Source organism: Amphibacillus sediminis NBRC 103570, from assembly GCF_001552275.1.
Lineage (GTDB): Bacteria > Bacillota > Bacilli > Bacillales > Amphibacillaceae > Amphibacillus_B > Amphibacillus_B sediminis.
Map to the genome: position 1 here is coordinate 63,615 of NZ_BCQW01000014.1, position 19,825 is coordinate 83,439.

The window sequence follows — 19,825 nt, forward strand, 5'->3', positions numbered from 1 at the left end:
TGATATAATGCAAAATTAAACGAACACACTTTTAAAAAGGAGCCAAAGAGTATATATGCAGACATTTGAACAGTTACCTAATCGAAAGCAAACACGTTCAGTGAAGTGGGATATGACAGAGAAATTGTTTGGTTCTAAAGATGTCCAACCTATGTGGGTTGCTGATATGGATTTGGAAATAGCAAAGCCTATAAAAGAAGCTCTGATTAACCGTGTTGATCATGGTGTTTTTGGCTATACCTTTACCGATCAGCAATTGAATCTGACGATTGCTGAGTGGCTTTACCAACGACATGGATGGAAAATTAATCCTGATTGGATTGTTTATAGTCCTGGTGTTTTAACAACAATACATATGGCTGTTATCACTCAAACAGTACCTGATGATAAAATTGTCATTCAAACACCGGTTTATCCACCTTTTCATAGTATTGTTAAAAGTCATCAACGACAGCTTATAGAAAATCCGCTCATATACCAGGATGGTAAATATAAGATTGACTTTGAAGATTTAGAACAAAGCTTTGCATCAGGTGCAAAAGCGATGATCTTATGTAGTCCACATAACCCTGTAGGGCGAGTCTGGTCAAAGGATGAGCTGCTGCAAATTAGTCAATTAGCAGAAAAATATAATGTACTTATTATTTCTGATGAGATACATGCAGATCTTATCTATAAGGAATCAACCCATATCCCGATTAGTTCCCTTAATGAACAGATCAATGACCAGACGATAACGTGCTTTTCACCAACAAAAACATTTAATTTAGCTGGTTTACAGGTTTCCTATGCAATTATCCCTAACGAATCGCTCCGACTCAAGATTAACAATGCATTTAAACAATATGGCATATCCGAACCCAATACCCTTGGTTTTACTGCTCTTGAGGCGGCTTATCAGCATGGAACTAAATGGCTCGAGCAACTGATACAACTTCTTCATCAAAATAGAGAGCTAGTAGAACGGAGCTTTAGAAATCGATCTGAAATTACGCCTATTCATGCTCAAGGGACTTATTTAATTTGGTTAGATTGCACGGAAATGAAACTAGAGCATGAAGCATTGGTCTCGTTTATGGCTAAAGAAGCTAAGATTGGTTTAAACGATGGTATATCGTTTGGCGCGAATGGAAAAGGGTTTATGCGTATGAATATTGCTAGTCCAACAAGCTATGTGGAAGCAGGCGTACAGAAGATTATTGCAGCATTGGACCGGTTAGCAAATTAAAGCAAACGTATTATAAAGTGAAACTTCGTTCAGTGGGGGCGACGCATAGGATGTGCTCGTGCAGACGTTGCGACACGACGTCGCAAACTTAGTCAATCACCTCTCCCCCACTGAACGTTAGTTGAACTAGTCAAGCCGTTACTGGCTGTTGGATCTCCCACTTAGGCACGACGTGTTCCCTTATTTCTTGTTGTGGGAGGCTTACAAAAGCCCTTCGATAGGGCGAGTAATCGCAGCCCCAGACAGTTACACAGCGATAAAATCAAATGAGCTGACAATAATAAAAGCAAGTGAACTAATACATCATCCACTTGCTTTTACCCTTGCTAATTATTCACCTAAATGTTCACGAATCGTTTCAGTAATACCAGCCATTGCTTGGTCTTCATCTGCACCTTCTACAGTAATCTTAATTTGTGCCCCTTTAGGTACACCTAATGACATGACACCCATAATTGATTTCAAGTTAACTGATTTTCCGTTATAATGCATTTCGACGTGTGATTCGTACTGCCCTGCCTTGTTAACAAGCAAAGTAGCCGGACGTGCATGAATACCTGTATCATCAGTAATTGTAAATGTTTGTTCTTTCATTTTAACTCCTCCTACCTATTTTTCCGATTTTTTAACTATTCCGGTTATCTAAAATTAAGATGGATTAGCTAACTATAGTTATTATATACGAAATTTTAAATGGAATAAATAGAAATCAACACAATATATAAACGTTTCCATTATTTTTTTTACAATTGAAAAACTACCTGCCAATTAGATGAGATAGAAAAATTATATTTGTGTTCTAAAAATGATTATGATAACTTAGCATTATATTAATGTTTTTTACTGTAAGAGGAGGATGTATTAATGAGTACACATATCGGTGCTGTTAAAGGAGATATTGCAGATAAAATTCTTTTACCAGGTGATCCGCTTCGGGCAAAATATATAGCCGAAAATTTCTTAGATGATGCTGTTTGCTATAATGAAGTAAGAGGCATGTATGGCTTTACCGGTACATATAAAGGTCAACGACTTTCCGTTCAAGGGACAGGCATGGGGGTTCCTTCGATTTCAATCTATGTTAATGAACTTATTCAAGAATATGATGTCCAAAAATTGATTCGTGTTGGTACTTGTGGTGCTATTCAACAAGACGTTAAGGTTCGTGACGTGATCCTGGCTCAAAGTGCTACCACTGATTCTCAAATTAATCGTATGGTTTTTGGTGGAATAGACTATGCACCAACGGCACATTTTGAGCTATTAAAACATGCCTATGATTCTGGTAAGGAGAAAGGGCTTAACTTAAGAGTCGGTAATGTCTTTACAAGCGATAGTTTTTACCGCGATAATGGTTTAGAGCTGCTTAAAAAGCTAGCAAGTTACCAAGTACTTGCAGTTGAAATGGAGGCAACAGCACTTTATACCTTAGCAGCTAAATATAATCGCCAAGCGCTTGCTGTTTTAACCGTATCGGATCACATTCTAACAGGTGAAGAGACAAGTGCCGAAGAACGCCAAACAACATTTAATGATATGATTGAGGTAGCATTAGAAGCTGCTATTAAATAATTAGATTTGGACAAAGTGTCAATGAGCACTTCTGGTTCTATGTTGTCCAAAAAATCAAGAGCAACGATATACACATACAAAATTAAAAAGTCGTCGACATGGCATACCTGGTCATGTCGACATTTTGTTTTGACAAAGCCTAGCTTCCTTACGAGTGAGTTCTTTTGTTCACCATTTTTCTATCTTTTTCACCAAAGTCACTTTACACAAAAGTAATGTTAACCTATAATTATAAAAGTTAACATTCTAAGAGGGGGATAATGATGAAAAAATTAACCGCATTGGACTTGAGCTATGGTGCTATTTTTATAGGTTTAATGGCAATTGGGGCTAACATCACCGTATGGTTGCCATTCTTGGCTATTCCCATTGCTGGTGTGTCTGTTCCTTTATCTATGCAGACATTTTTTAGTATACTAGCAGGTCTTCTTCTTGGTAAACGATTAGCTTCATGGACCATGACCAGCTATCTAATAATCGGGCTTATTGGAGTACCGGTATATGCCAATATGCAAAGTGGTCCTGCCCCATTCTTCGGCTATACAGGTGGCTTTTTATTTTCTTTTATTGTTGTTGCTTTTGTGACTGGGGCTTTAATTGAAAACATATCTAAAATAACATTAGGACACAGTATAACGGTTGCTCTAACTGGTGTACTCATTAATTATCTGATTGGTGTCACTTATATGTATATATCAATGAACACATGGCTTGGATTAGAGGTTAGTTATGGTGCTGCTTGGCTCAGCATGTTTCCTTTTTTGATTAAAGATCTAGGTTTTGCAGTCATAGCAGGTACTGCATTATTAAAGATAAGCTCTCATTTACCAAGTTTGCATCAACGTGCTTCCTAACATGTGATCATTGGTAAATTTTAATATCTGAAAAGCTTCTTTTACACATTTACAAAACTTTAACATTAACCTTTAAATATAGCCTCTTTCAGTATTAGCTACAATAAAGTTGATGACACACCATTGAAAGGATATGACTTTACAGATGATTGTGCTATAATAACCGATATAGATTCAGTGGCTGTAGAGAGAGAGGATGATCAGAGGTTGGCTTTGTTTGAAAATTACCCACTAATTGTTGCTTTATTTGCTATTGTTTTTGCTCAGGGAGTTAAAGTTCCGATTCACTATATTGCTACAAAGGAATTCAAACCAGGTCTAGCCTTTAGTACAGGTGGAATGCCAAGTAGTCATTCAGCAGCTGTAGCAGCTGTTACAACTGGCGTTGGGATTGAACACGGTCTATCCTCTGGGATTTTTGCCGTCTCTTGTATTTTCAGTATCATCATCATGTTCGATGCTACTGGAATTAGACGCCAAGCTGGCGAACAAGCTATTGTTTTAAATATGCTGGTCAAGGATTTTCAATATTTTGTTGATGAAATGAAGGTATGGTCAAAGAAAAAAGAATTTGAGAGAAAACAAGAACTAAAGGAATTATTAGGACATCAACCCATCGAGGTTTTCTTTGGCGGACTAACAGGCATTGTGCTTGCTCTTCTAGCCTATCCCTTATTTGTATAAAATTTATTATTTAACCAAAATAACGCATGCCATCTATCAGGATGAATGCGTTATTTTTGAAATTTATCGCAGTATAACTGGCTGGGGCTGCGATTACTCGCCCCATCAAAGGGCTTTTGTAAGCCTCTCACTTTAAGAAATTAGGGAACACGTCATGTCTGAGTGGGAGATCCAACAGCCAGTAACGACCCGGATTGGTTCAACTAGACGTTCAGCGGTGAAGAGAGGAAGCTGACTAATTTCGGGAACGTCTGCACAGCACATCCTATGCGTCGAAACCCCCACTGAACGAAGTTTCACTTTATTAACACTTATATGATTAGAGCGCTTCTATTTTGCTTTGACGGTGCCATTCCATTACACTAGTTGGCGGTTCGTTTAGATCAGATCGAAATGCTTCAATTACTGTAGATTTAGCTGTAAGGGTCAGCTCTTTAACTTGGTAATCATACCCTGATTCTGATTGGCTATTACCTTGAACAGTCTGAACAAATGAAAAAAATTCGGTTGCCGTTAAATTTGTCGCCGCTGTTAACGTAGCTAAGCAGGCCCACACAAATAATCCACTTATGAGAACACGTCTTCCAATTAGTAAAAGCTTCTTAAACATAGCATTCACTCCTTCTAATTGGTCAGCCTTTCCATTCTGATCCGCTTTTAAACGTCTTTATTCAGTTTTATTAAAGAGGTAATATGATAAGAGATGGAAACCACCGATCCGATACAACATCTTGTAATTAGAAAGCTTTTTTAAAATAGCAGCATTCCTGCCAAATAGCTTTTTATGTTTGCGATTTATGCCAATTGCATCTTTAGCGCCAATTGATGCGATTGTCCCATTATTTTTAATCGATAATGTGTGAAGTTGGCGTGACCCACGCAGGCTCAGCAACACATTGTTAGCAGCTAACCGTCCTTTCTGCACCGCTAAGTCTGCGTTAGGTAAGTATGGCGTCTGATCCTGCTTCCGAATAAGCGCAACATCCCCAATCACAAAAACCTCTGGATAACCTGGGGCGGTTAAATCACAATTAACCTCCACTCTCCCCTCTTTTGCTGGTATGTCAGATAAATCAATTAAATGATTACCTTTAACCCCTGCAGTCCAAACGAATAGATCTGCAGGGATATCCTCCACTAAGCCAGATTGTTCTATCTTAATTTGATCCTGATAAACCGCTTTAATCTTCGTTCCTAATCTTAGCTCAACACCTTTTGCCTCTAATTTTTGCATCGCATATTCCCCTAGCTCTAAATCAAATTCAGGCAAAACAGTTGGCTCATGCTCAATAGCAGTTAGCTTAATTTTTTTGGGATCAATATTAAATGGCTGACAAAGCTTAGGAAGCTGGTCGGTTAGCTCACCAAGCAGTTCTACTCCTGTAAACCCTACTCCACCTATAACAAAATGTAGGGATTGAGACTTTGAAGTCTGACTATATTGTTTAAGTAAATTCGTAATTCTGTGATAAAGCTGTAATGATTTAGCTAATGTTGAAATCGAATAAGCATGGTTTTTTAGACCTGGAATATGTAAAGGATCAATTTCAGAGCCTAAAGCTACAATCAGATAATCATATGGAAAAACACCCATCTGCGTCTGGATCCTCTTTTTTTCAATATCTATATGTTCAACGATATCCTTAACAATTCGAACGCGTTCTGTATCAAGGAGAGAGTGCAACGTAAACTTAGTTTTCTTAGCTGGCAACGACCCTACTGCATTACGATGAAGCCAAGTTGTTTGATAATGATAATCATGCTTACTTATAAGAGTAATCGTTGTCTCTGCTTTGCTACTTTGTTTCTGTAACCGAAAAGCCGCTGTTAAGCCAGCATATCCCGCTCCAATAATAACTATGTTAGCTGGTTGCATGCGGTCCCTCCATTCTAGGATTTACTATGTTAGAACACCAATGTTTATACCGTCACAAATTTGCCATAATTTAATCTTAGCTTGTTTTGGTTACTTTTTCAATATATGATCTAGTCATTCATTGGCACGAAATTTTATAAAAATAAGTTAAAGTGTGTTAAAATGTAGCTTAGCTATGCTGAGAACAATGATTTTAGGAGGGATATGATGACAGAAACAAAAGTTTATGATATTACCATTATCGGTGCTGGCCCAGTCGGATTATTTACCGCATTTTACGGTGGATTAAGACAAGCTAGCGTTAAAATAATAGAGAGTTTACCTCATGTCGGAGGTCAATTAAGCGCACTCTATCCAGAAAAATATATTTACGATATTGCGGGCTTCCCTAAGGTACGTGCACAAGACTTGGTTGAAAACCTTCGCGAACAATTAAACATGTTTGACCCTACCTTATGCTTAGAAGAAGCAGTTGAACAGGTAGAGCGGTTAGATGACGGTATCTTTAAGCTTACCACGAATAATGGAGAACATTATGCTAAATCGATTATTATTACAGCTGGAAATGGTGCCTTTCAACCTCGCAAGCTAACGCTAAGTGAGGCACCTGCTTATGAAAACAGTAACCTTCATTATTTTGTTGATAACATGAAGCAATTTAAGGACAAGCGTGTTGTGTTATTCGGTGGTGGAGATTCAGCTGTAGATTGGGCATTAATGCTAGAACCTATTGCCAAAGAAGTGACACTCATTCATCGAAGAGATCAGTTCCGTGCTCATGAACACAGTGTAGAAAAGCTTCACCAATCAAGGGTCAAGCTATTAACTCCATTTGTACCAGAAGCTTTCGTCGGTGCTGATCGGATTGAACAAGTTAAAGTTAAAGAAGTAAAAGGTGAGCAAGAAATAACCATTGACGTAGACGATGTCATTGTAAACTATGGCTTCGTTTCTTCACTTGGACCAATCAAAAATTGGGGTTTGGAAATTGAGAAAAATAGTATTGTCGTTAATTCAAAAATGGAAACATCCATTGAAGGGATTTATGCAGCGGGGGATATATGTACTTACCCAGGAAAAGTTAAATTAATTGCAACAGGGTTTGGTGAAGGACCAACTGCCGTGAACAATGCTAAAGCTTTTATTGAGCCGAATGCCCGAATACAACCAAAGCATTCAACGAGTATGTTTGAATAACTGATCGTTTATCACTAAATTGAATGTAACAAAAATGGTTAGTATTCCTGTTAAAAAACGTTGATCTGGCTATAGATAGCTTTATCAACGTTTTTTCGTTGGGAAAACAATCATACAATAATGGGCATAATCCGTTTCTTTTTACTGCATCCTCTCTACGGTGTGTTTACAAATCAGCGGTTAATCGATTTCTGATTCATTTGTCAACGTACTATAGCAAACTTGTTCATTCCTTCAATTTCTTGAATGCAAAAACTTAATATCTTCAATATAATTTTTTGAAAAAATTTTCTTGTAATCTTTAAATATTAAGAAACTCGTTTCTCATTGTTAATCAGTCTTTTGACTGATATAAAAGCAATTGACCAGACCGGTCAGTCATGATATATTATGAGTGTCGACCAAGAGAGCTCTAAAAGAATTCAAGAAATGTATAATCCGATCAAAGGTACTGCGATGAAAGTCGATTTAAGAAGATAGCATCAAATCGGGTTAGCATAACATGCGAATCGATCCAAATTACTTAGGAAGGATTGCAGAGAATAAGCGCTCGTGATGGGGCTATTTTTTAAAAATACCACTGACCACTCCGGTCAACAACTAACTGAGCGATTACATGATTTTGAGCTAAATAACCATCATGATTGGATCTCAAACTTTCAGTAAAGAACAATGTAGAAATCTATACCTTTGAAAGGGGCGGTAACTTGACCGAGAAGTTTAAACAATTGGATCCGGACAAGAAAAAGCGAATTCTGGATGCAGCATTTCTGGAGTTTAGTGAACAAGGATACGATAAAACATCAACAAATACCATTGCTAAGAATGCTGGGATTGGAAAAGGAACATTGTTTTATTATTTTGAAAGTAAAGAAAAGCTGTTTCATTATGCTATTGAAGCTGCTTTCGAAATTGCTAATGACCATTTTTTATCTAAGATTGATTACCAAGAAACGGACTTTTTTGTACGACTAAGAGAATCAACTAAGCTTAAGTGGGATGTTTATCTTAAACATGCAAATGCTTTGAGTTTTATGGCACATATATTCATGAACTTTGATCAATATGATCTGCCAGAACATTTAAAAGAAAAACGAGAAGTTGCAGAAGCGTTTTGGGCTAATATTCTCAGAAAAAATATTGATTTTTCAAAGTTTAGAGAGGATATCCCAGCAGAGATTTCATTTAATTTTATTCTTTGGACAATGGAGGGATACCGTAAAGAATTAGAAGCGCGCTTTAAATTTGAAAATCTGACCCTACTAACCGATGAAATTTTGCAGCCCTATTACGACGAGTTTTATACGTATCTTGATGCTTTGAAAAAGATCTATTACAAGCCAGAATGTATCGATTCTTAAAGACAAAAAAATCAAACTGATATGTAGCAATGCTAAATGGCATGAAGTAGCTATTTTTCGATTCTAAAAAGGAATTTGGAGGGAATACCATGACAGCCGTATTAGAAGTCAACAATGTTACCAAAATGTTTGGGAAATTTCAAGCATTGAATGGAGTTAAGTTTAAGCTCAATAAGGGAGAGGTATTAGGATTTATCGGTCCTAATGGTGCTGGGAAGTCAACTACTATTCGGATTTTATTGGGTATGTTAAAGGCTGATTTCGGAAATGCAAAGATCTTTGGAAAAGATGTATGGACAGATGCGGTCGATATTCATAAACGGATTGCGTATGTTCCAGGTGACGTAAACTTGTGGCCGAATTTAACAGGTGGCGAGGTAATTGACCTGTTCTTGAGCATGCGTGGTGTCAAAGTGAATAAGCAACGTAAGGAAAATTTGATGAAGCGCTTTGAATTTGATCCGACAAAGAAATGCAGAGCATACTCAAAGGGAAACCGTCAGAAAGTGGCCTTAATTTCTGCGTTTGCAGCAGATGCCGATTTATATATTTTAGATGAACCAACCTCTGGATTGGATCCATTACAGGAACGCGTCTTTCAAGAGTGCGTACAAGAAGTGAAGGAAAAGGGCGCAAGTGTACTGCTATCTAGCCATATTTTATCTGAAGTAGAGCGTTTATGTGATCAAGTGGCGATCATACGTCAAGGAAGCATTGTTGAAGCCGGTTCATTAGAAGACTTACGTCACTTGACTCGGATTCAAATTAACTTGAGAACTCGCGAGGAAGCATCTAAATTAGTTGAACAAGATTGGGTACACGACTTAACTTATGAAAATGGCACATATATTTTTCAACTAGATGCCGATCATATGGATGATTTAATCAGATTTATCCAGCCACATGGTGTAGTGAAATTGGAAAGTGCTCCAGCTAAATTGGAGGATCTATTTATGCGTCATTACGAAACCACTGAGGGAGGGGTTTAGATGGCCATGCATGCACATGCCCAAACGGGTCGACTTTTTCGATTTCTCTTAAAAAAAGAATGGTTAAAGCTAACCATTTGGTTAATCGGCTCATTGTTCTTTGTATTCATAGGCGTCTTCGCCTTTACAGAAGTATATGGTGATGCTGCTGAACGACAAGCGATGGCCATTGCCATGTCCAATCCAGCAATGGAGGCCTTATTTGGTCGGGCGATTGGACTAGACAATTATACAGTTGGTGCGATGTATTCACACACTATGACCGTAATGGCATTATCTCTATTTGCCCTCTTGTCCATTTTACTTGTAGTACGCAATACACGCGCAGAAGAAGAAGATGGCATTTTAGAAATGCTACGTGCTCTTCCTACCGGACGACTGTCTCATACGATTTCAGCCCTGCTTTATCTTGTGCTAACGAATGTGCTAATAACTGTATTATCAACAGCCCTTATTTTCTCAATTGGGGATCCAAGCATGACCTTTGAGGGAGCACTTTTAACAGGGATGATCTATGGAACTGCTGGGCTATTTTTTGGTGCGGTTGCCTTATTAATGGCTCAACTGTCCAGCAACGGTCGTGGTGCTATGATGTTGTCATTTGGTATTTTAGGAGTATCCTATATGCTACGTATTATTGGAGACTCTGGCACAGAAGTCTTAAGCTGGATTTCACCACTAGGATTGCTTTATGGAACTGAACCCTTCGTCAATAATTATTGGTGGCCAGTATTGGTCGCATTAGGAATAACCGCACTGATTGTCATTTTAGCCCTATATTTGCAACATCGAAGAGATATTGGTGCTGGATTATTACCAGAAAAAGCTGGCAAACGTCATGCCTCTGCCTTGTTAAAAACAACAATCGGATTTGCTCTACGCTTATTGAAAACACCTCTCATTGTATGGCTAATTGCCTTGTTAATGCTTGGTGTATCCTATGGGTCTGTTATAAACGATGTAGAGGGCATGCTCGCAAATAATGAGATCATTGAGCAAATCATTATGTCGAATCCTGATTTAAATATTGTTGATCAATTCATATCAATGATTATTGGTGTGCTCAGTATTGCCGCAACTATCCCAGCTTTACAAGCCTTACTTCGTTTAAAAGGAGAAGAGAAAAAGAATCGTACAGAGAAGATCATTACAGGTAATCGTTCCAGAATAAAGATCTTAGGCGTCTTCTTAGGGATTAGCTTGGTGACAAGTATTGTTATGCAGCTAGCACAACTTGTTGCATTCGGAGGAGCAATGCTTGCGATGGATGCTGACCTTTCATTTGGTAGTCTGTTCGAATCAGGGATCGCTTATTTACCAGCAATGTGGGTAATGATTGGGGGCGCTGTCGTATTAATTGGCTGGCTACCTAAGTTTACTGGCTTGATTTGGGCATATCTCGGATTTGCCTTTACTGTCCTTTACTTTGCTGATTTGTTTGATATGCCTGAATGGTTGACGGGAATTTCACCCTATTATCATATCCCAGAAATTCCGACAGACGAGTGGAGCTGGACAGTTACCCTTTTATCAACCGGACTTGCGATTGTGCTGGCTATTGTTGGATTGATTGGCTATCAGAGAAGAGATATTAATGGTTAAATCAGGCTTCTCTAAGTAGGCGTTTAAAAGTAGATGCTCCTAGAAATAAAGGGTTAGGTGTTAGGAACCTCCTAACAGAAGATAATCGTTTCAAAACACCTCTAGTTTGTTTAAAAAACAAATTAGAGGTGTTTTTTGATAGAATTTATCGCCGTGTAACTGTCTGGGGCTGCGATTACTCGCCCCATCGAAGGGCTTTTGTATGACTCCCACTTCAAATAAGGGAACAGTTCATTTCTAAGTGGGAGTCATACAGCCAGTAACGGCCCGATTGGTTCAACTAACGTTCAGTGGGGGATGGAAAATACCCCTACTGAACATTAGTTTCACTATATTTAGATTAACAGTTTTCTGGTGTTCCCTCGCGTTCTTTCGCTTTGAAAGAAGATCCACAACCGCACGATACAATGGCATTAGGGTTATCGATCGTAAAGCCCCCACCCATCATATTTTGTTTAAAATCAATGGTCGTGCCATTAATAATTGGAATATCTTCTTTCTTTATCGTAACTGGAATTCCATTAATATCATCAGCTATATCTAATTCTGGATCCACTTGGTGATCAAAGCCTAACGCGTATGAAAGCCCGCTACAGCCCCCTCCTTTAACACCAAATCGTAATCTCGATTGATCAGCTTCATCTTTAAGCATTTCAATAATTTGAATGCGTGCTTGATCCGTTATCTGAATGACCATGTTTAGCCTCCTCAGTCTTAATAACCATAGTATACGTAAAAAAAGTCTAGAATTCAAATCTCTCGCTTAATGACTACGGAGATAAGTATTGTCCTTCCATAATCGTCACAGCTGGTCCTGTCATCCACACATGATCATCGTTCGTCCATTTAATCACTAGATCGCCTCCAGCTAAATGAACCGTGATCGATTCGTTTTTGTCAGCATAACCATTCAAAACAGCTGCAACAACGGCAGCACAAGCACCTGTACCACAAGCTTGTGTTACACCTGAGCCACGTTCCCATACGCGAAAATGCATTTCTGTTCGATTAAGCATTTCAATAAATTCAACATTAACTCCTTCGGGAAAACGAGAGTCATTAGTTATAATTGGCCCGAGCTGTAATAGTGGTGCCTGCTCAATTCGATCAACAAAAAAGACCGCATGTGGGTTTCCCATGGAGACAGCCGTTAAAGTCAAGTCCTGTCCGTCTACTGCAAAGGGTTCAGCAATTACAACAGATTGATCATCACCAGTCATTGGAATACTCGAGCGATTTAAAGCAGGCTTCCCCATATCTATCGTCACCGAGTCAACAACGCCATTATCTAAGTGAATTTCTGCTTTGACAGAACCAGCTCTTGTTTCAATCTCAAACTGTTCTCCATTGGTAAGCTGATGCTCATAAGCATATTTAGCCACACATCTTAATCCATTACCACAAGTCTTTCCTTCAGAACCATCCTTATTAAACATCCGCATGCCGATCTCTGCTTTTTGACTTGATGTAATTAAAATGAGACCGTCAGAGCCTATCCCTGTATTAATATCACTAACAGCCTGAGCCAATTCAGGTAATCTGTCTTCATCTAGCTTTACCTCTAACGTATTTATATAAATATAACTGTTTCCTAAACCATGCATTTTGATAAAAGGTATTTTTTGTTTCATTACACGACCCCCACTAGTAACGGTAATCTAAAAGTTTTTCACTATTTTAAACTCCCACTGAACATGCTTCTTAGTTTAGCATGGCAGTAAAATTCTATCAAATATCACGATTGCTGCTTAAGCTTTGTAATGGCTTGAACAAGGAGCTTTTTATCGCAGGGTAACTGGCTGGGGCTGCGATTACTCGCCCCATCGAAGGGCTTTTGTAAGACTTCTACTTCAAGAAGTAAGGGAACACGTCATCTCTAAGTAGGAGATCCAACAGCCAGTAACGGCCCAATTGGTTCAACTAACGAGAGAGGAAGCTGACTCGTATCGTAACGTCTACACGAGCACATCCTATCCGTCGATTCCCCCACTGAACGAAGTTTCACTTTATTGTAAACAAATACCCCATCTAGTCTAAATCTTTAGCGGATCATGATTCTACTCTAGTGTACAACGGCTATTGGTGTATGCGCGAATTAAATACTTCTTTAAGTGATAAAAAAGTGTTATACTATTACAAGGAAGACAGAAAGGAGTAGATGGATGATGCAAGAACAACAAGTACAAGAAGTTTTAAATAAATTACGTCCATTCTTACTACGTGATGGTGGCGATGTTGAATTAATCGAAGTAGAAGATGGCATTGTTCGTCTTCGCTTGATGGGTGCATGTGGCAATTGCCCAAGCTCAACAATAACGCTTAAGGCAGGAATTGAACGTGCTCTTGTCGCTGAAGTTCCTGGTGTACGTGAAATCGAGCAAGTTTTTTAATAACAACCAAAATCAGAACGCTCAACATTTAAGATCGTGGTCTTAAATGTTGAGCGTTTTTTGTTTTAAGCATCGGATTGGCTTGATCTAAGATAATCTTAACAAATACTGAAAAGAAGCTTTCGTTTAAACTTTCATATTCTGAAGTTGTACCTGTACCCCACTGTGATCAGGCTCAAGTATGCACCAATCGAAATCATTATATTGTCTCTGCCACTCCGATAGATGGTCCGAAATCACATGCCGAGAAGCAAGTGCGATCATTGTTGGACCTGCACCACTAAGATACGTCCCATAAACATGATCTGTAAGAATGCCTTCTAATTGTTGATAGTGAGGAATCAGTGCTTTTCGATATGGTTGATGAAATTTATCTTTTTTCATCATCTGACCTAGTAATGCCCAATCACCTTGACAAATAGCTGCAATACTTACATTCGCAATACTACTTGCTTGCACGCCATCCTCAAAGGTAAAGCTTTTGGGTAAGACAGCTCGTGCTTCCTTTGTTTTCAGTTCAAAGGGAGGAATCATGGCAAGAAATACGAGATCACTTTTAAGCTCTACTCTGATCATATCTAAAGCATTGTCATAATGACCAATGACACACCCACCAAGAGTAGCTGGAGCAACATTATCAGGGTGTCCCTCAATTTCTGTTGCCCATAATACTTTTTCTTGACTGGTTAAATTCAAGCTAAGCAATTGATTAGCTAACTCTATTCCGGCAACAATTGCCGTCGCACTACTTCCTAATCCCCTTGCCAATGGAATATCACTTGTTAATTCGACACGACAGGCAGGAAGCTTTTGATCACTATATCGATTAGCTGTTTGCTTCGCTATCTGATATATTAAATTGTCTTGATCAGTCGGAATCAGATCTAAATATTGAGAATGGCTAATAAATGACCATTCGTTTGCTGGCTGTACGTCTATTGTCAAATATAAATTAAGTGCTACCCCAACAGAATCAAAGCCTGCTCCTAGATTAGCTGTCGTGGCAGGTACTTTTATCTGTAGACTCATGAGGGAACACGACCAAGTATTTCTTGCATAACCAATGCTTGATCATTCTCTAACACAACTGGCTTAACATCACTATATTCAATAGCCGTTTGTGGATCCTTCAAACCATTTCCAGTTAGGACACACACTACAGTAGCTCCTTTGTCTACTTGCCCCTGATCTAATGCTTTTAATAAACCAGCAACTGAAGCATTAGAAGCTGGTTCAGCAAAGATCCCTTCATTGGCTGCCATCCACTGATAGGCTTCAATCATTTGGTCATCAGTTATTTCATCGATCGTTCCTTTGGATTCATCACGAGCTTTAACTGCATGCTCCCAGCTAGCTGGATTACCAATTCTAATTGCTGTCCCAACAGTCTCAGGGTTTTCAAAGACCCGATCATGTACAATTGCAGCAGCACCACTTGCCTCATAGCCCATCATTTTAGGCAGACCAGTTGCTTTCTCTTGATTATACTCTTTAAATCCCTTCCAATAGGCCGTAATATTTCCTGCATTTCCAACGGGAATAAATAAATAGTCAGGGGCAGCTCCAAGTCCATCACAGATTTCGAAGGCGGCTGTTTTTTGTCCCTCGATACGATAGGGATTAACTGAATTGACTAATGTGATCGTATCTTGCTCCCCTAATTTACGTACAATCCGTAGCGCATCATCAAAATTCCCTTTGATTGAGTAAATCTCTGCTCCATACATGACTGCTTGTGCAAGCTTCCCTTGAGCAATTTTCCCTTCCGGAATAACAATGATTGATCGTAACCCAGCACGGGCAGCGAAAGCAGCTGCTGAAGCAGAGGTATTACCCGTTGAGGCACAAATAACTGTTTTGGACCCGTCCTCAATCGCTTTGGCAATGGCCATCACCATTCCGCGATCCTTAAATGAGCCTGTTGGATTTGCTCCCTCAATCTTTGCATAGGCATTAATTCCGTACTTTTTTGATAATTTCTCTAACTTAATTAATGGCGTATTACCTTCGTGTAAGCTAATCATTGGTGTTTGTTCATTTATAGGTAAGTATGCTTTATACTCTTGTAGTAGTCCTTGCCAAGCCATTTATTATTCCTCTCCTTCTACCCGATAATGACTAATTAATCGTTCTACAACCGCTAGCTCTCCTAATGCTTGCAAACTTTTCAGTAGCTGTTCTTGACTAATTTTATGTGTAATCATTACAATTTCAGCTCGACCATCCTTATCTCCTGGAAGCTGAAGAATCTTAGCAAAGCTAACTTGATTAGTCGTAAACACATTTGTTATTTCTTGAAAAGCACCTGCTTGATCCTCGACATCTAACCGGATAAAATGCCGTGAATACTTTTCAGAGTCTGTTTTTAATTGTCGCTCATATTGTGGATCAATATAAGTATTTCCACTAATACCAAGTCTGATGTTTCGAACAACTTCCATTAAATCTGATACAACCGCTGTTGCTGTCGGTAAACTCCCAGCTCCTGGTCCATAAAACATCGTTTCACCAACAGCCTCACCGTGAACGTAAACGGCATTATATTCGTTTTTAACTAATGCTAAAGGATGATCTTGAGGCAGTAGAGTCGGCTCAACAGCTACCTCTGTTTTATGGTCATCCATTGAGGCAATTCCAATTAATTTAATGGTATAACCTAGACTTTTAGCAAAATTAATATCATCAGATGTAATGTGACGTATTCCTTTTACATCAACATCATCTAAATTTAACTCCATTTTGAATGCTAAATTAGCTAGAAGCAACATTTTCCGAGCAGCATCTAGTCCATCTACATCAGAGCTAGGATCAGCTTCCGCAAAGCCAAGCTCTTGCGCTTCTTGCAAGACTTCTTTATAAGGAAGACCTTCATCGGTCATTTTAGTCATAATATAGTTGGTGGTTCCATTAACAATTCCCATAACCTTCTGAATGTGATCAGAAGCTAAGCCATCTACAAGAGTCCGAACAATCGGAATTCCACCGGCAATACTCGCATCATATAAGATATCGCAATGGTTCTCTTTTGCTAACCGTAATAGCTTCTGACCATAAACGGCCATTAAGTCTTTATTTGCGGTGACTATATGTTTTTTTTGATTTAGTGCCTGTTCTAATAATTGATTTGTTTGTTCAATTCCCCCCATTACTTCAACAATGACATCAATATCCTGATTGTTGACCAGTTCATCGGGGTTATCGGTTAACCATTTTCGATCAATAATCACATCACGTGGTTTTGCCAAATCATTAACTAAAATTTTCACAATTTCAATTTCACAACCAAGCTTATGTCGAATTCTCTCTTGATGATCTTGTAATACTCTAACGACTCCGGTGCCCACAGTTCCTAACCCACATAAGCCTATTTTAATTGTATTCATCAGAACGCCTCCCCCTGTATACGATTAGTGTACATCTGTTTATTTATAGTGGACATTATACCTTTCCTACGATATAGTTTCAAGGTTTAATTTATTTAAATTTCAGAAAAATATAATTTCTTCTTTATTTAAGCTTAGAATGATGATCTCTTCCTTTATATGCATTTTGCAATAGAAGCTGTCATAATAGATGCACATAGACTCGTTTTTACTATGCCAAAACTTTGATCTTTCATTCCCGATCTTACACGCACTCGCTTAATCAAATGCACCTTGGCATCTTTGCGCCCAAATTTTATCGGGCTTGGCTTGATAAATTCCCGCTGAAAATCTGTCGCATCCGCCGAGGGCTTTAACTTTATTCTGCCAAGTTTTTTTTGCCCAACTGAACGGTATAGATATTTGCATTCAGCTCACCACAATAGCAGGGGGAGACTTCTGCTGAATCAAGTTAAATTCTACTTAGTATCGTTGTTGATTGTTTGGTTTTCTATAGGTTAATTAGCTATATTGTGATCAAGGTAATACCATTATTTATTAGTCGAGAAACACTTTTTTCATCTTTATGAAATATCTCATAAATTTACGTTTTATAACCTAGTTTTTCGGGTATAATCAGTGTTATATTTATAGACAGAAAGAGTGGAGATAACATGTCTGAACAAAAGCCAAAAACAGATTTAGAAAAGAAAGCACGTGAGCTACTTAAAGAGCGTGGTGTTACGTTAGAGGATATTGGGGAGCTTGTTTATTACCTTCAATCACCTTACCATGATCATCTTTCAATGGATGTTTGCATTGAAAATGTCGATAAGGTATTGAGTAAGCGTGAGGTCCAGAACGCAGTTTTGACAGGGATTCAACTTGATGTTCTTGCAGAACAGAATCAATTGATGTCACCTTTACAAGAAACCATCGCTACTGATGAGGGTTTATATGGCGTTGACGAGATTATTGCATTGTCAATTGTTAATGTCTATGGTTCAATTGGGTTTACGAACTATGGATTTATAGACAAACAAAAACCTGGTATTTTGAAGCAGTTAAACGATAAATCAACTGGAGAATGCCATACTTTTCTTGATGATATCGTTGGGGCTGTAGCCGCAGCTGCTTCGAGTCGGTTGGCACATAGTGAAGCAAAAGATGAAGAATTAGATTAGAATAGAGGCGAGGCTATGCCTCAATCATTGCATTTTTACTCACCCTTATACCAAACATGTTCTCATAAGTGGACCCACTAATAACCAAAGGTGGGTCCTATTTTAGAAGCAATTCTATATGAAAAAGCTATGAGTATTTAGCCATCAATACGTTTCACAATAAAATAAGCACAACCGAAATTACAATATTCGTATAGATAGTCATCTATCGTGCTTGCTTTCGTATCAAAAGTAGCCTTCGTGTTCTGGTCATCATAAAATCCCTTTAAACGAAGTTGCTCATATCCCCAGTCCCCTACAATAAAGTCATATTTTGCTAAAATATCTGTAAACCTTTCGGTAAATGCCTCTTCAACAAAACCATTTCGATAGTCCTCAATCACTTGATAAGTTAGACCTTCTACTTGAATCATGATTTATACTCCTTTGTTGAATCCGTTATCTAAGAATGAATAGCTTTATTTTATCATAACGACCTAACGATCGACTAGTCGCCACTAAAATTTCGACTCATCTTTTTTAAAAAATCGTGCATATTAAAGCTGATAGGACAATGAGGAGGATTTAATCGTGAAGAAATATTTGTTTATATTCATACTTGTTTGCCTTCTAGGTCCTCCTATTGCTTCTCAGGCAGATGAAGAGGATCTCGATTTAGAAAGGCTGACTTTATATAAAAAGACTCAAGCTTTAACTCACGTACCATGGTACTATTTAGCAGCGATTGACCAATACGAGCGTCAAATCCATCAATTCGATCAAAATCAGACAATAGCCATTACCTTTCCTCCACATCAGTGGTTTGGTCCTGGTAATGTGACAGGTAGTACGGACATCACTCAAATAGCCATACACAACGGAATCGGTCGAGATGGTGATGGTGACAATAAAGCTGACCCTACCAATGAAACAGACCAACTGTATACGATGGCTCATTACTTACTACAATACGGTTTAACGGAACAAGCCATTCATCATGCCTTGTGGGATTATTATCAAAGACCATTAGCTGTAAAAACCATTAGTCAAAATGCCAAAATATATAAACAATATAATACAGTTAAACTCAATGAACGAGCCTTTCCTATCCCTAAGCATTTCAATTACAGCTACCGTAGTACATGGGGGGATGCCCGTGGCTTTGGTGGTCGTCGCATCCATGAAGGGACAGATATTTTTGCCGATTATGGCACACCCGTTCGAGCAACGACATACGGCACCATCGAAATTAAAGGCTGGAATAAGTATGGGGGATGGCGGATTGGAATGCGAGATTTAAACAATGTCTATCATTATTTTGCTCATCTGAGTGGCTTTGAAGAAGGTATAGAAGTGGGGGATATTGTTGAACCAGGACAAGTACTTGGCTATGTTGGTTCCTCGGGCTACGGCCCACCTGGAACCTCAGGTAAATTCCCGCCACACCTCCATTATGGGCTTTATAAAGACAATGGAGAGAATGAATGGGCTTTTGATCCCTATCCATCATTAAGACGATGGGAAGCCCAATAAGATAAAACAGACGA

The 19,825-nt window shown here is 38.6% G+C and carries 20 protein-coding genes; 11 read left to right on the forward strand and 9 right to left on the reverse strand.

All coding sequences use genetic code 11. The features are described 5' to 3' along the window. Positions 1-55: 55 nt before the first annotated feature. Positions 56-1,228 carry a MalY/PatB family protein gene (locus tag ASE01S_RS09840; RefSeq protein ID WP_067841587.1) on the forward strand — a complete coding sequence of 391 codons (1,173 nt, stop codon included), beginning with the start codon at positions 56-58 and terminating at the stop codon, positions 1,226-1,228. Positions 1,229-1,558: 330 nt separating this feature from the next. Here ASE01S_RS09840 and ASE01S_RS09845 read toward each other — a convergent pair whose 3' ends face one another. Continuing rightward, entirely contained in the window at positions 1,559-1,822 is a 264-nt protein-coding gene (locus ASE01S_RS09845; RefSeq protein ID WP_067841589.1) for a phosphocarrier protein HPr, read from the reverse strand. A 270-nt stretch (positions 1,823-2,092) separates the two neighbouring features. Between ASE01S_RS09845 and deoD the strand changes: the two genes are divergently transcribed. The 3 genes from deoD to ASE01S_RS09860 all read left to right on the forward strand — a co-directional run bounded on the left by deoD (position 2,093) and on the right by ASE01S_RS09860 (position 4,338). Continuing rightward, positions 2,093-2,800 (forward strand): purine-nucleoside phosphorylase, encoded by a 708-nt coding sequence (gene deoD, locus ASE01S_RS09850; protein WP_067841591.1) that lies wholly within the window; start codon positions 2,093-2,095, stop codon positions 2,798-2,800. 263 nt (positions 2,801-3,063) lie between these two features. Further along, the gene (locus ASE01S_RS09855) at positions 3,064-3,654 is read left to right on the forward strand and encodes a biotin transporter BioY (protein ID WP_067841593.1); all 591 of its coding nucleotides are present in this window, start codon (positions 3,064-3,066) and stop codon (positions 3,652-3,654) included. Positions 3,655-3,861: 207 nt separating this feature from the next. After that, positions 3,862-4,338 carry a divergent PAP2 family protein gene (locus ASE01S_RS09860; RefSeq protein WP_067841595.1) on the forward strand — a complete coding sequence of 159 codons (477 nt, stop codon included), beginning with the start codon at positions 3,862-3,864 and terminating at the stop codon, positions 4,336-4,338. Between the two features lie 319 nt (positions 4,339-4,657). Here the strand turns inward: ASE01S_RS09860 and ASE01S_RS09865 are convergent, their stop codons facing one another. Continuing rightward, positions 4,658-4,948, reverse strand: coding sequence for a hypothetical protein (locus tag ASE01S_RS09865; protein WP_067841597.1), 291 nt, complete (start codon positions 4,946-4,948; stop codon positions 4,658-4,660). Between the two features lie 57 nt (positions 4,949-5,005). Beyond that, positions 5,006-6,214, reverse strand: a complete 1,209-nt coding sequence (locus ASE01S_RS09870) for an NAD(P)/FAD-dependent oxidoreductase (protein ID WP_067841600.1) — start codon at positions 6,212-6,214, stop codon at positions 5,006-5,008. A 204-nt stretch (positions 6,215-6,418) separates the two neighbouring features. Here ASE01S_RS09870 and ASE01S_RS09875 point away from each other — a divergent pair, with 204 nt between their 5' ends. From ASE01S_RS09875 to ASE01S_RS09890, 4 genes are all read left to right on the forward strand, one after another. Then, a complete protein-coding gene (locus tag ASE01S_RS09875) occupies positions 6,419-7,411 on the forward strand; it encodes an NAD(P)/FAD-dependent oxidoreductase (RefSeq protein ID WP_067841602.1) in 993 nt (330 codons plus the stop codon). Between the two features lie 707 nt (positions 7,412-8,118). After that, on the forward strand, positions 8,119-8,772 hold the full coding sequence (locus ASE01S_RS09880) for a TetR/AcrR family transcriptional regulator (RefSeq protein ID WP_067841604.1): 654 nt from the start codon (positions 8,119-8,121) through the stop codon (positions 8,770-8,772). 89 nt (positions 8,773-8,861) lie between these two features. Further along, positions 8,862-9,761, forward strand: a complete 900-nt coding sequence (locus ASE01S_RS09885) for an ABC transporter ATP-binding protein (protein WP_067841606.1) — start codon at positions 8,862-8,864, stop codon at positions 9,759-9,761. Continuing rightward, positions 9,762-11,363, forward strand: a complete 1,602-nt coding sequence (locus ASE01S_RS09890; RefSeq protein ID WP_067841608.1) for an ABC transporter permease — start codon at positions 9,762-9,764, stop codon at positions 11,361-11,363. It abuts the gene before it with no gap. A 340-nt stretch (positions 11,364-11,703) separates the two neighbouring features. Here the strand turns inward: ASE01S_RS09890 and ASE01S_RS09895 are convergent, their stop codons facing one another. Both ASE01S_RS09895 and dapF read right to left on the reverse strand, forming a co-directional pair. Further along, positions 11,704-12,060, reverse strand: a complete 357-nt coding sequence (locus tag ASE01S_RS09895; protein WP_067841610.1) for a HesB/IscA family protein — start codon at positions 12,058-12,060, stop codon at positions 11,704-11,706. A gap of 73 nt (positions 12,061-12,133) precedes the next feature. Next, positions 12,134-12,994, reverse strand: coding sequence for a diaminopimelate epimerase (dapF, locus tag ASE01S_RS09900; RefSeq protein WP_067841612.1), 861 nt, complete (start codon positions 12,992-12,994; stop codon positions 12,134-12,136). A 534-nt stretch (positions 12,995-13,528) separates the two neighbouring features. Between dapF and ASE01S_RS09905 the strand changes: the two genes are divergently transcribed. Then, the gene (locus tag ASE01S_RS09905; RefSeq protein WP_067841635.1) at positions 13,529-13,753 is read left to right on the forward strand and encodes a NifU family protein; all 225 of its coding nucleotides are present in this window, start codon (positions 13,529-13,531) and stop codon (positions 13,751-13,753) included. Positions 13,754-13,879: 126 nt separating this feature from the next. On the opposite strand, the gene thrB is transcribed toward ASE01S_RS09905, so the two are convergent. The 3 genes from thrB to ASE01S_RS09920 are packed head-to-tail and all read right to left on the reverse strand — an operon-like array spanning position 13,880 to position 17,136. Then, a complete protein-coding gene (thrB, locus tag ASE01S_RS09910; RefSeq protein ID WP_067841615.1) occupies positions 13,880-14,782 on the reverse strand; it encodes a homoserine kinase in 903 nt (300 codons plus the stop codon). Beyond that, positions 14,779-15,840: a threonine synthase gene (gene thrC, locus ASE01S_RS09915; RefSeq protein ID WP_067841618.1), complete on the reverse strand. Its 1,062-nt coding sequence runs from the start codon at positions 15,838-15,840 to the stop codon at positions 14,779-14,781. Before thrC ends, thrB begins: the two co-directional genes overlap by 4 nt. 3 nt (positions 15,841-15,843) lie before the next feature. Continuing rightward, positions 15,844-17,136 carry a homoserine dehydrogenase gene (locus tag ASE01S_RS09920; protein WP_067841620.1) on the reverse strand — a complete coding sequence of 431 codons (1,293 nt, stop codon included), beginning with the start codon at positions 17,134-17,136 and terminating at the stop codon, positions 15,844-15,846. 653 nt (positions 17,137-17,789) lie between these two features. Here ASE01S_RS09920 and ASE01S_RS09925 point away from each other — a divergent pair. Further along, on the forward strand, positions 17,790-18,299 hold the full coding sequence (locus tag ASE01S_RS09925) for a phosphatidylglycerophosphatase A family protein (protein ID WP_067841622.1): 510 nt from the start codon (positions 17,790-17,792) through the stop codon (positions 18,297-18,299). A gap of 137 nt (positions 18,300-18,436) precedes the next feature. On the opposite strand, the gene ASE01S_RS09930 is transcribed toward ASE01S_RS09925, so the two are convergent. After that, complete coding sequence (locus ASE01S_RS09930) at positions 18,437-18,712, reverse strand: YutD family protein (RefSeq protein WP_067841624.1); 276 nt, start codon at positions 18,710-18,712, stop codon at positions 18,437-18,439. A gap of 154 nt (positions 18,713-18,866) precedes the next feature. On the opposite strand from ASE01S_RS09930, the gene ASE01S_RS09935 reads away from it, so the two are divergent. After that, positions 18,867-19,811 (forward strand): M23 family metallopeptidase, encoded by a 945-nt coding sequence (locus tag ASE01S_RS09935; RefSeq protein ID WP_067841626.1) that lies wholly within the window; start codon positions 18,867-18,869, stop codon positions 19,809-19,811. The last annotated feature ends 14 nt before the right edge of the window (positions 19,812-19,825 follow it).

Bases quoted from the DNA above. Each gene is read 5' to 3' on its own strand.
- ASE01S_RS09840 (WP_067841587.1), top strand. From the start codon at position 56: ATGCAGACATTTGAACAGTTACCTAATCGAAAGCAAACACGTTCAGTG.
- ASE01S_RS09845 (WP_067841589.1), bottom strand. From the start codon at position 1,822: ATGAAAGAACAAACATTTACAATTACTGATGATACAGGTATTCATGCA.
- deoD (WP_067841591.1), top strand. From the start codon at position 2,093: ATGAGTACACATATCGGTGCTGTTAAAGGAGATATTGCAGATAAAATT.
- ASE01S_RS09855 (WP_067841593.1), top strand. From the start codon at position 3,064: ATGAAAAAATTAACCGCATTGGACTTGAGCTATGGTGCTATTTTTATA.
- ASE01S_RS09865 (WP_067841597.1), bottom strand. From the start codon at position 4,948: ATGTTTAAGAAGCTTTTACTAATTGGAAGACGTGTTCTCATAAGTGGA.
- ASE01S_RS09870 (WP_067841600.1), bottom strand. From the start codon at position 6,214: ATGCAACCAGCTAACATAGTTATTATTGGAGCGGGATATGCTGGCTTA.
- ASE01S_RS09875 (WP_067841602.1), top strand. From the start codon at position 6,419: ATGATGACAGAAACAAAAGTTTATGATATTACCATTATCGGTGCTGGC.
- ASE01S_RS09885 (WP_067841606.1), top strand. From the start codon at position 8,862: ATGACAGCCGTATTAGAAGTCAACAATGTTACCAAAATGTTTGGGAAA.
- ASE01S_RS09890 (WP_067841608.1), top strand. From the start codon at position 9,762: ATGGCCATGCATGCACATGCCCAAACGGGTCGACTTTTTCGATTTCTC.
- ASE01S_RS09895 (WP_067841610.1), bottom strand. From the start codon at position 12,060: ATGGTCATTCAGATAACGGATCAAGCACGCATTCAAATTATTGAAATG.
- dapF (WP_067841612.1), bottom strand. From the start codon at position 12,994: ATGAAACAAAAAATACCTTTTATCAAAATGCATGGTTTAGGAAACAGT.
- ASE01S_RS09905 (WP_067841635.1), top strand. From the start codon at position 13,529: ATGCAAGAACAACAAGTACAAGAAGTTTTAAATAAATTACGTCCATTC.
- thrB (WP_067841615.1), bottom strand. From the start codon at position 14,782: ATGAGTCTACAGATAAAAGTACCTGCCACGACAGCTAATCTAGGAGCA.
- thrC (WP_067841618.1), bottom strand. From the start codon at position 15,840: ATGGCTTGGCAAGGACTACTACAAGAGTATAAAGCATACTTACCTATA.
- ASE01S_RS09920 (WP_067841620.1), bottom strand. From the start codon at position 17,136: ATGAATACAATTAAAATAGGCTTATGTGGGTTAGGAACTGTGGGCACC.
- ASE01S_RS09925 (WP_067841622.1), top strand. From the start codon at position 17,790: ATGTCTGAACAAAAGCCAAAAACAGATTTAGAAAAGAAAGCACGTGAG.
- ASE01S_RS09930 (WP_067841624.1), bottom strand. From the start codon at position 18,712: ATGATTCAAGTAGAAGGTCTAACTTATCAAGTGATTGAGGACTATCGA.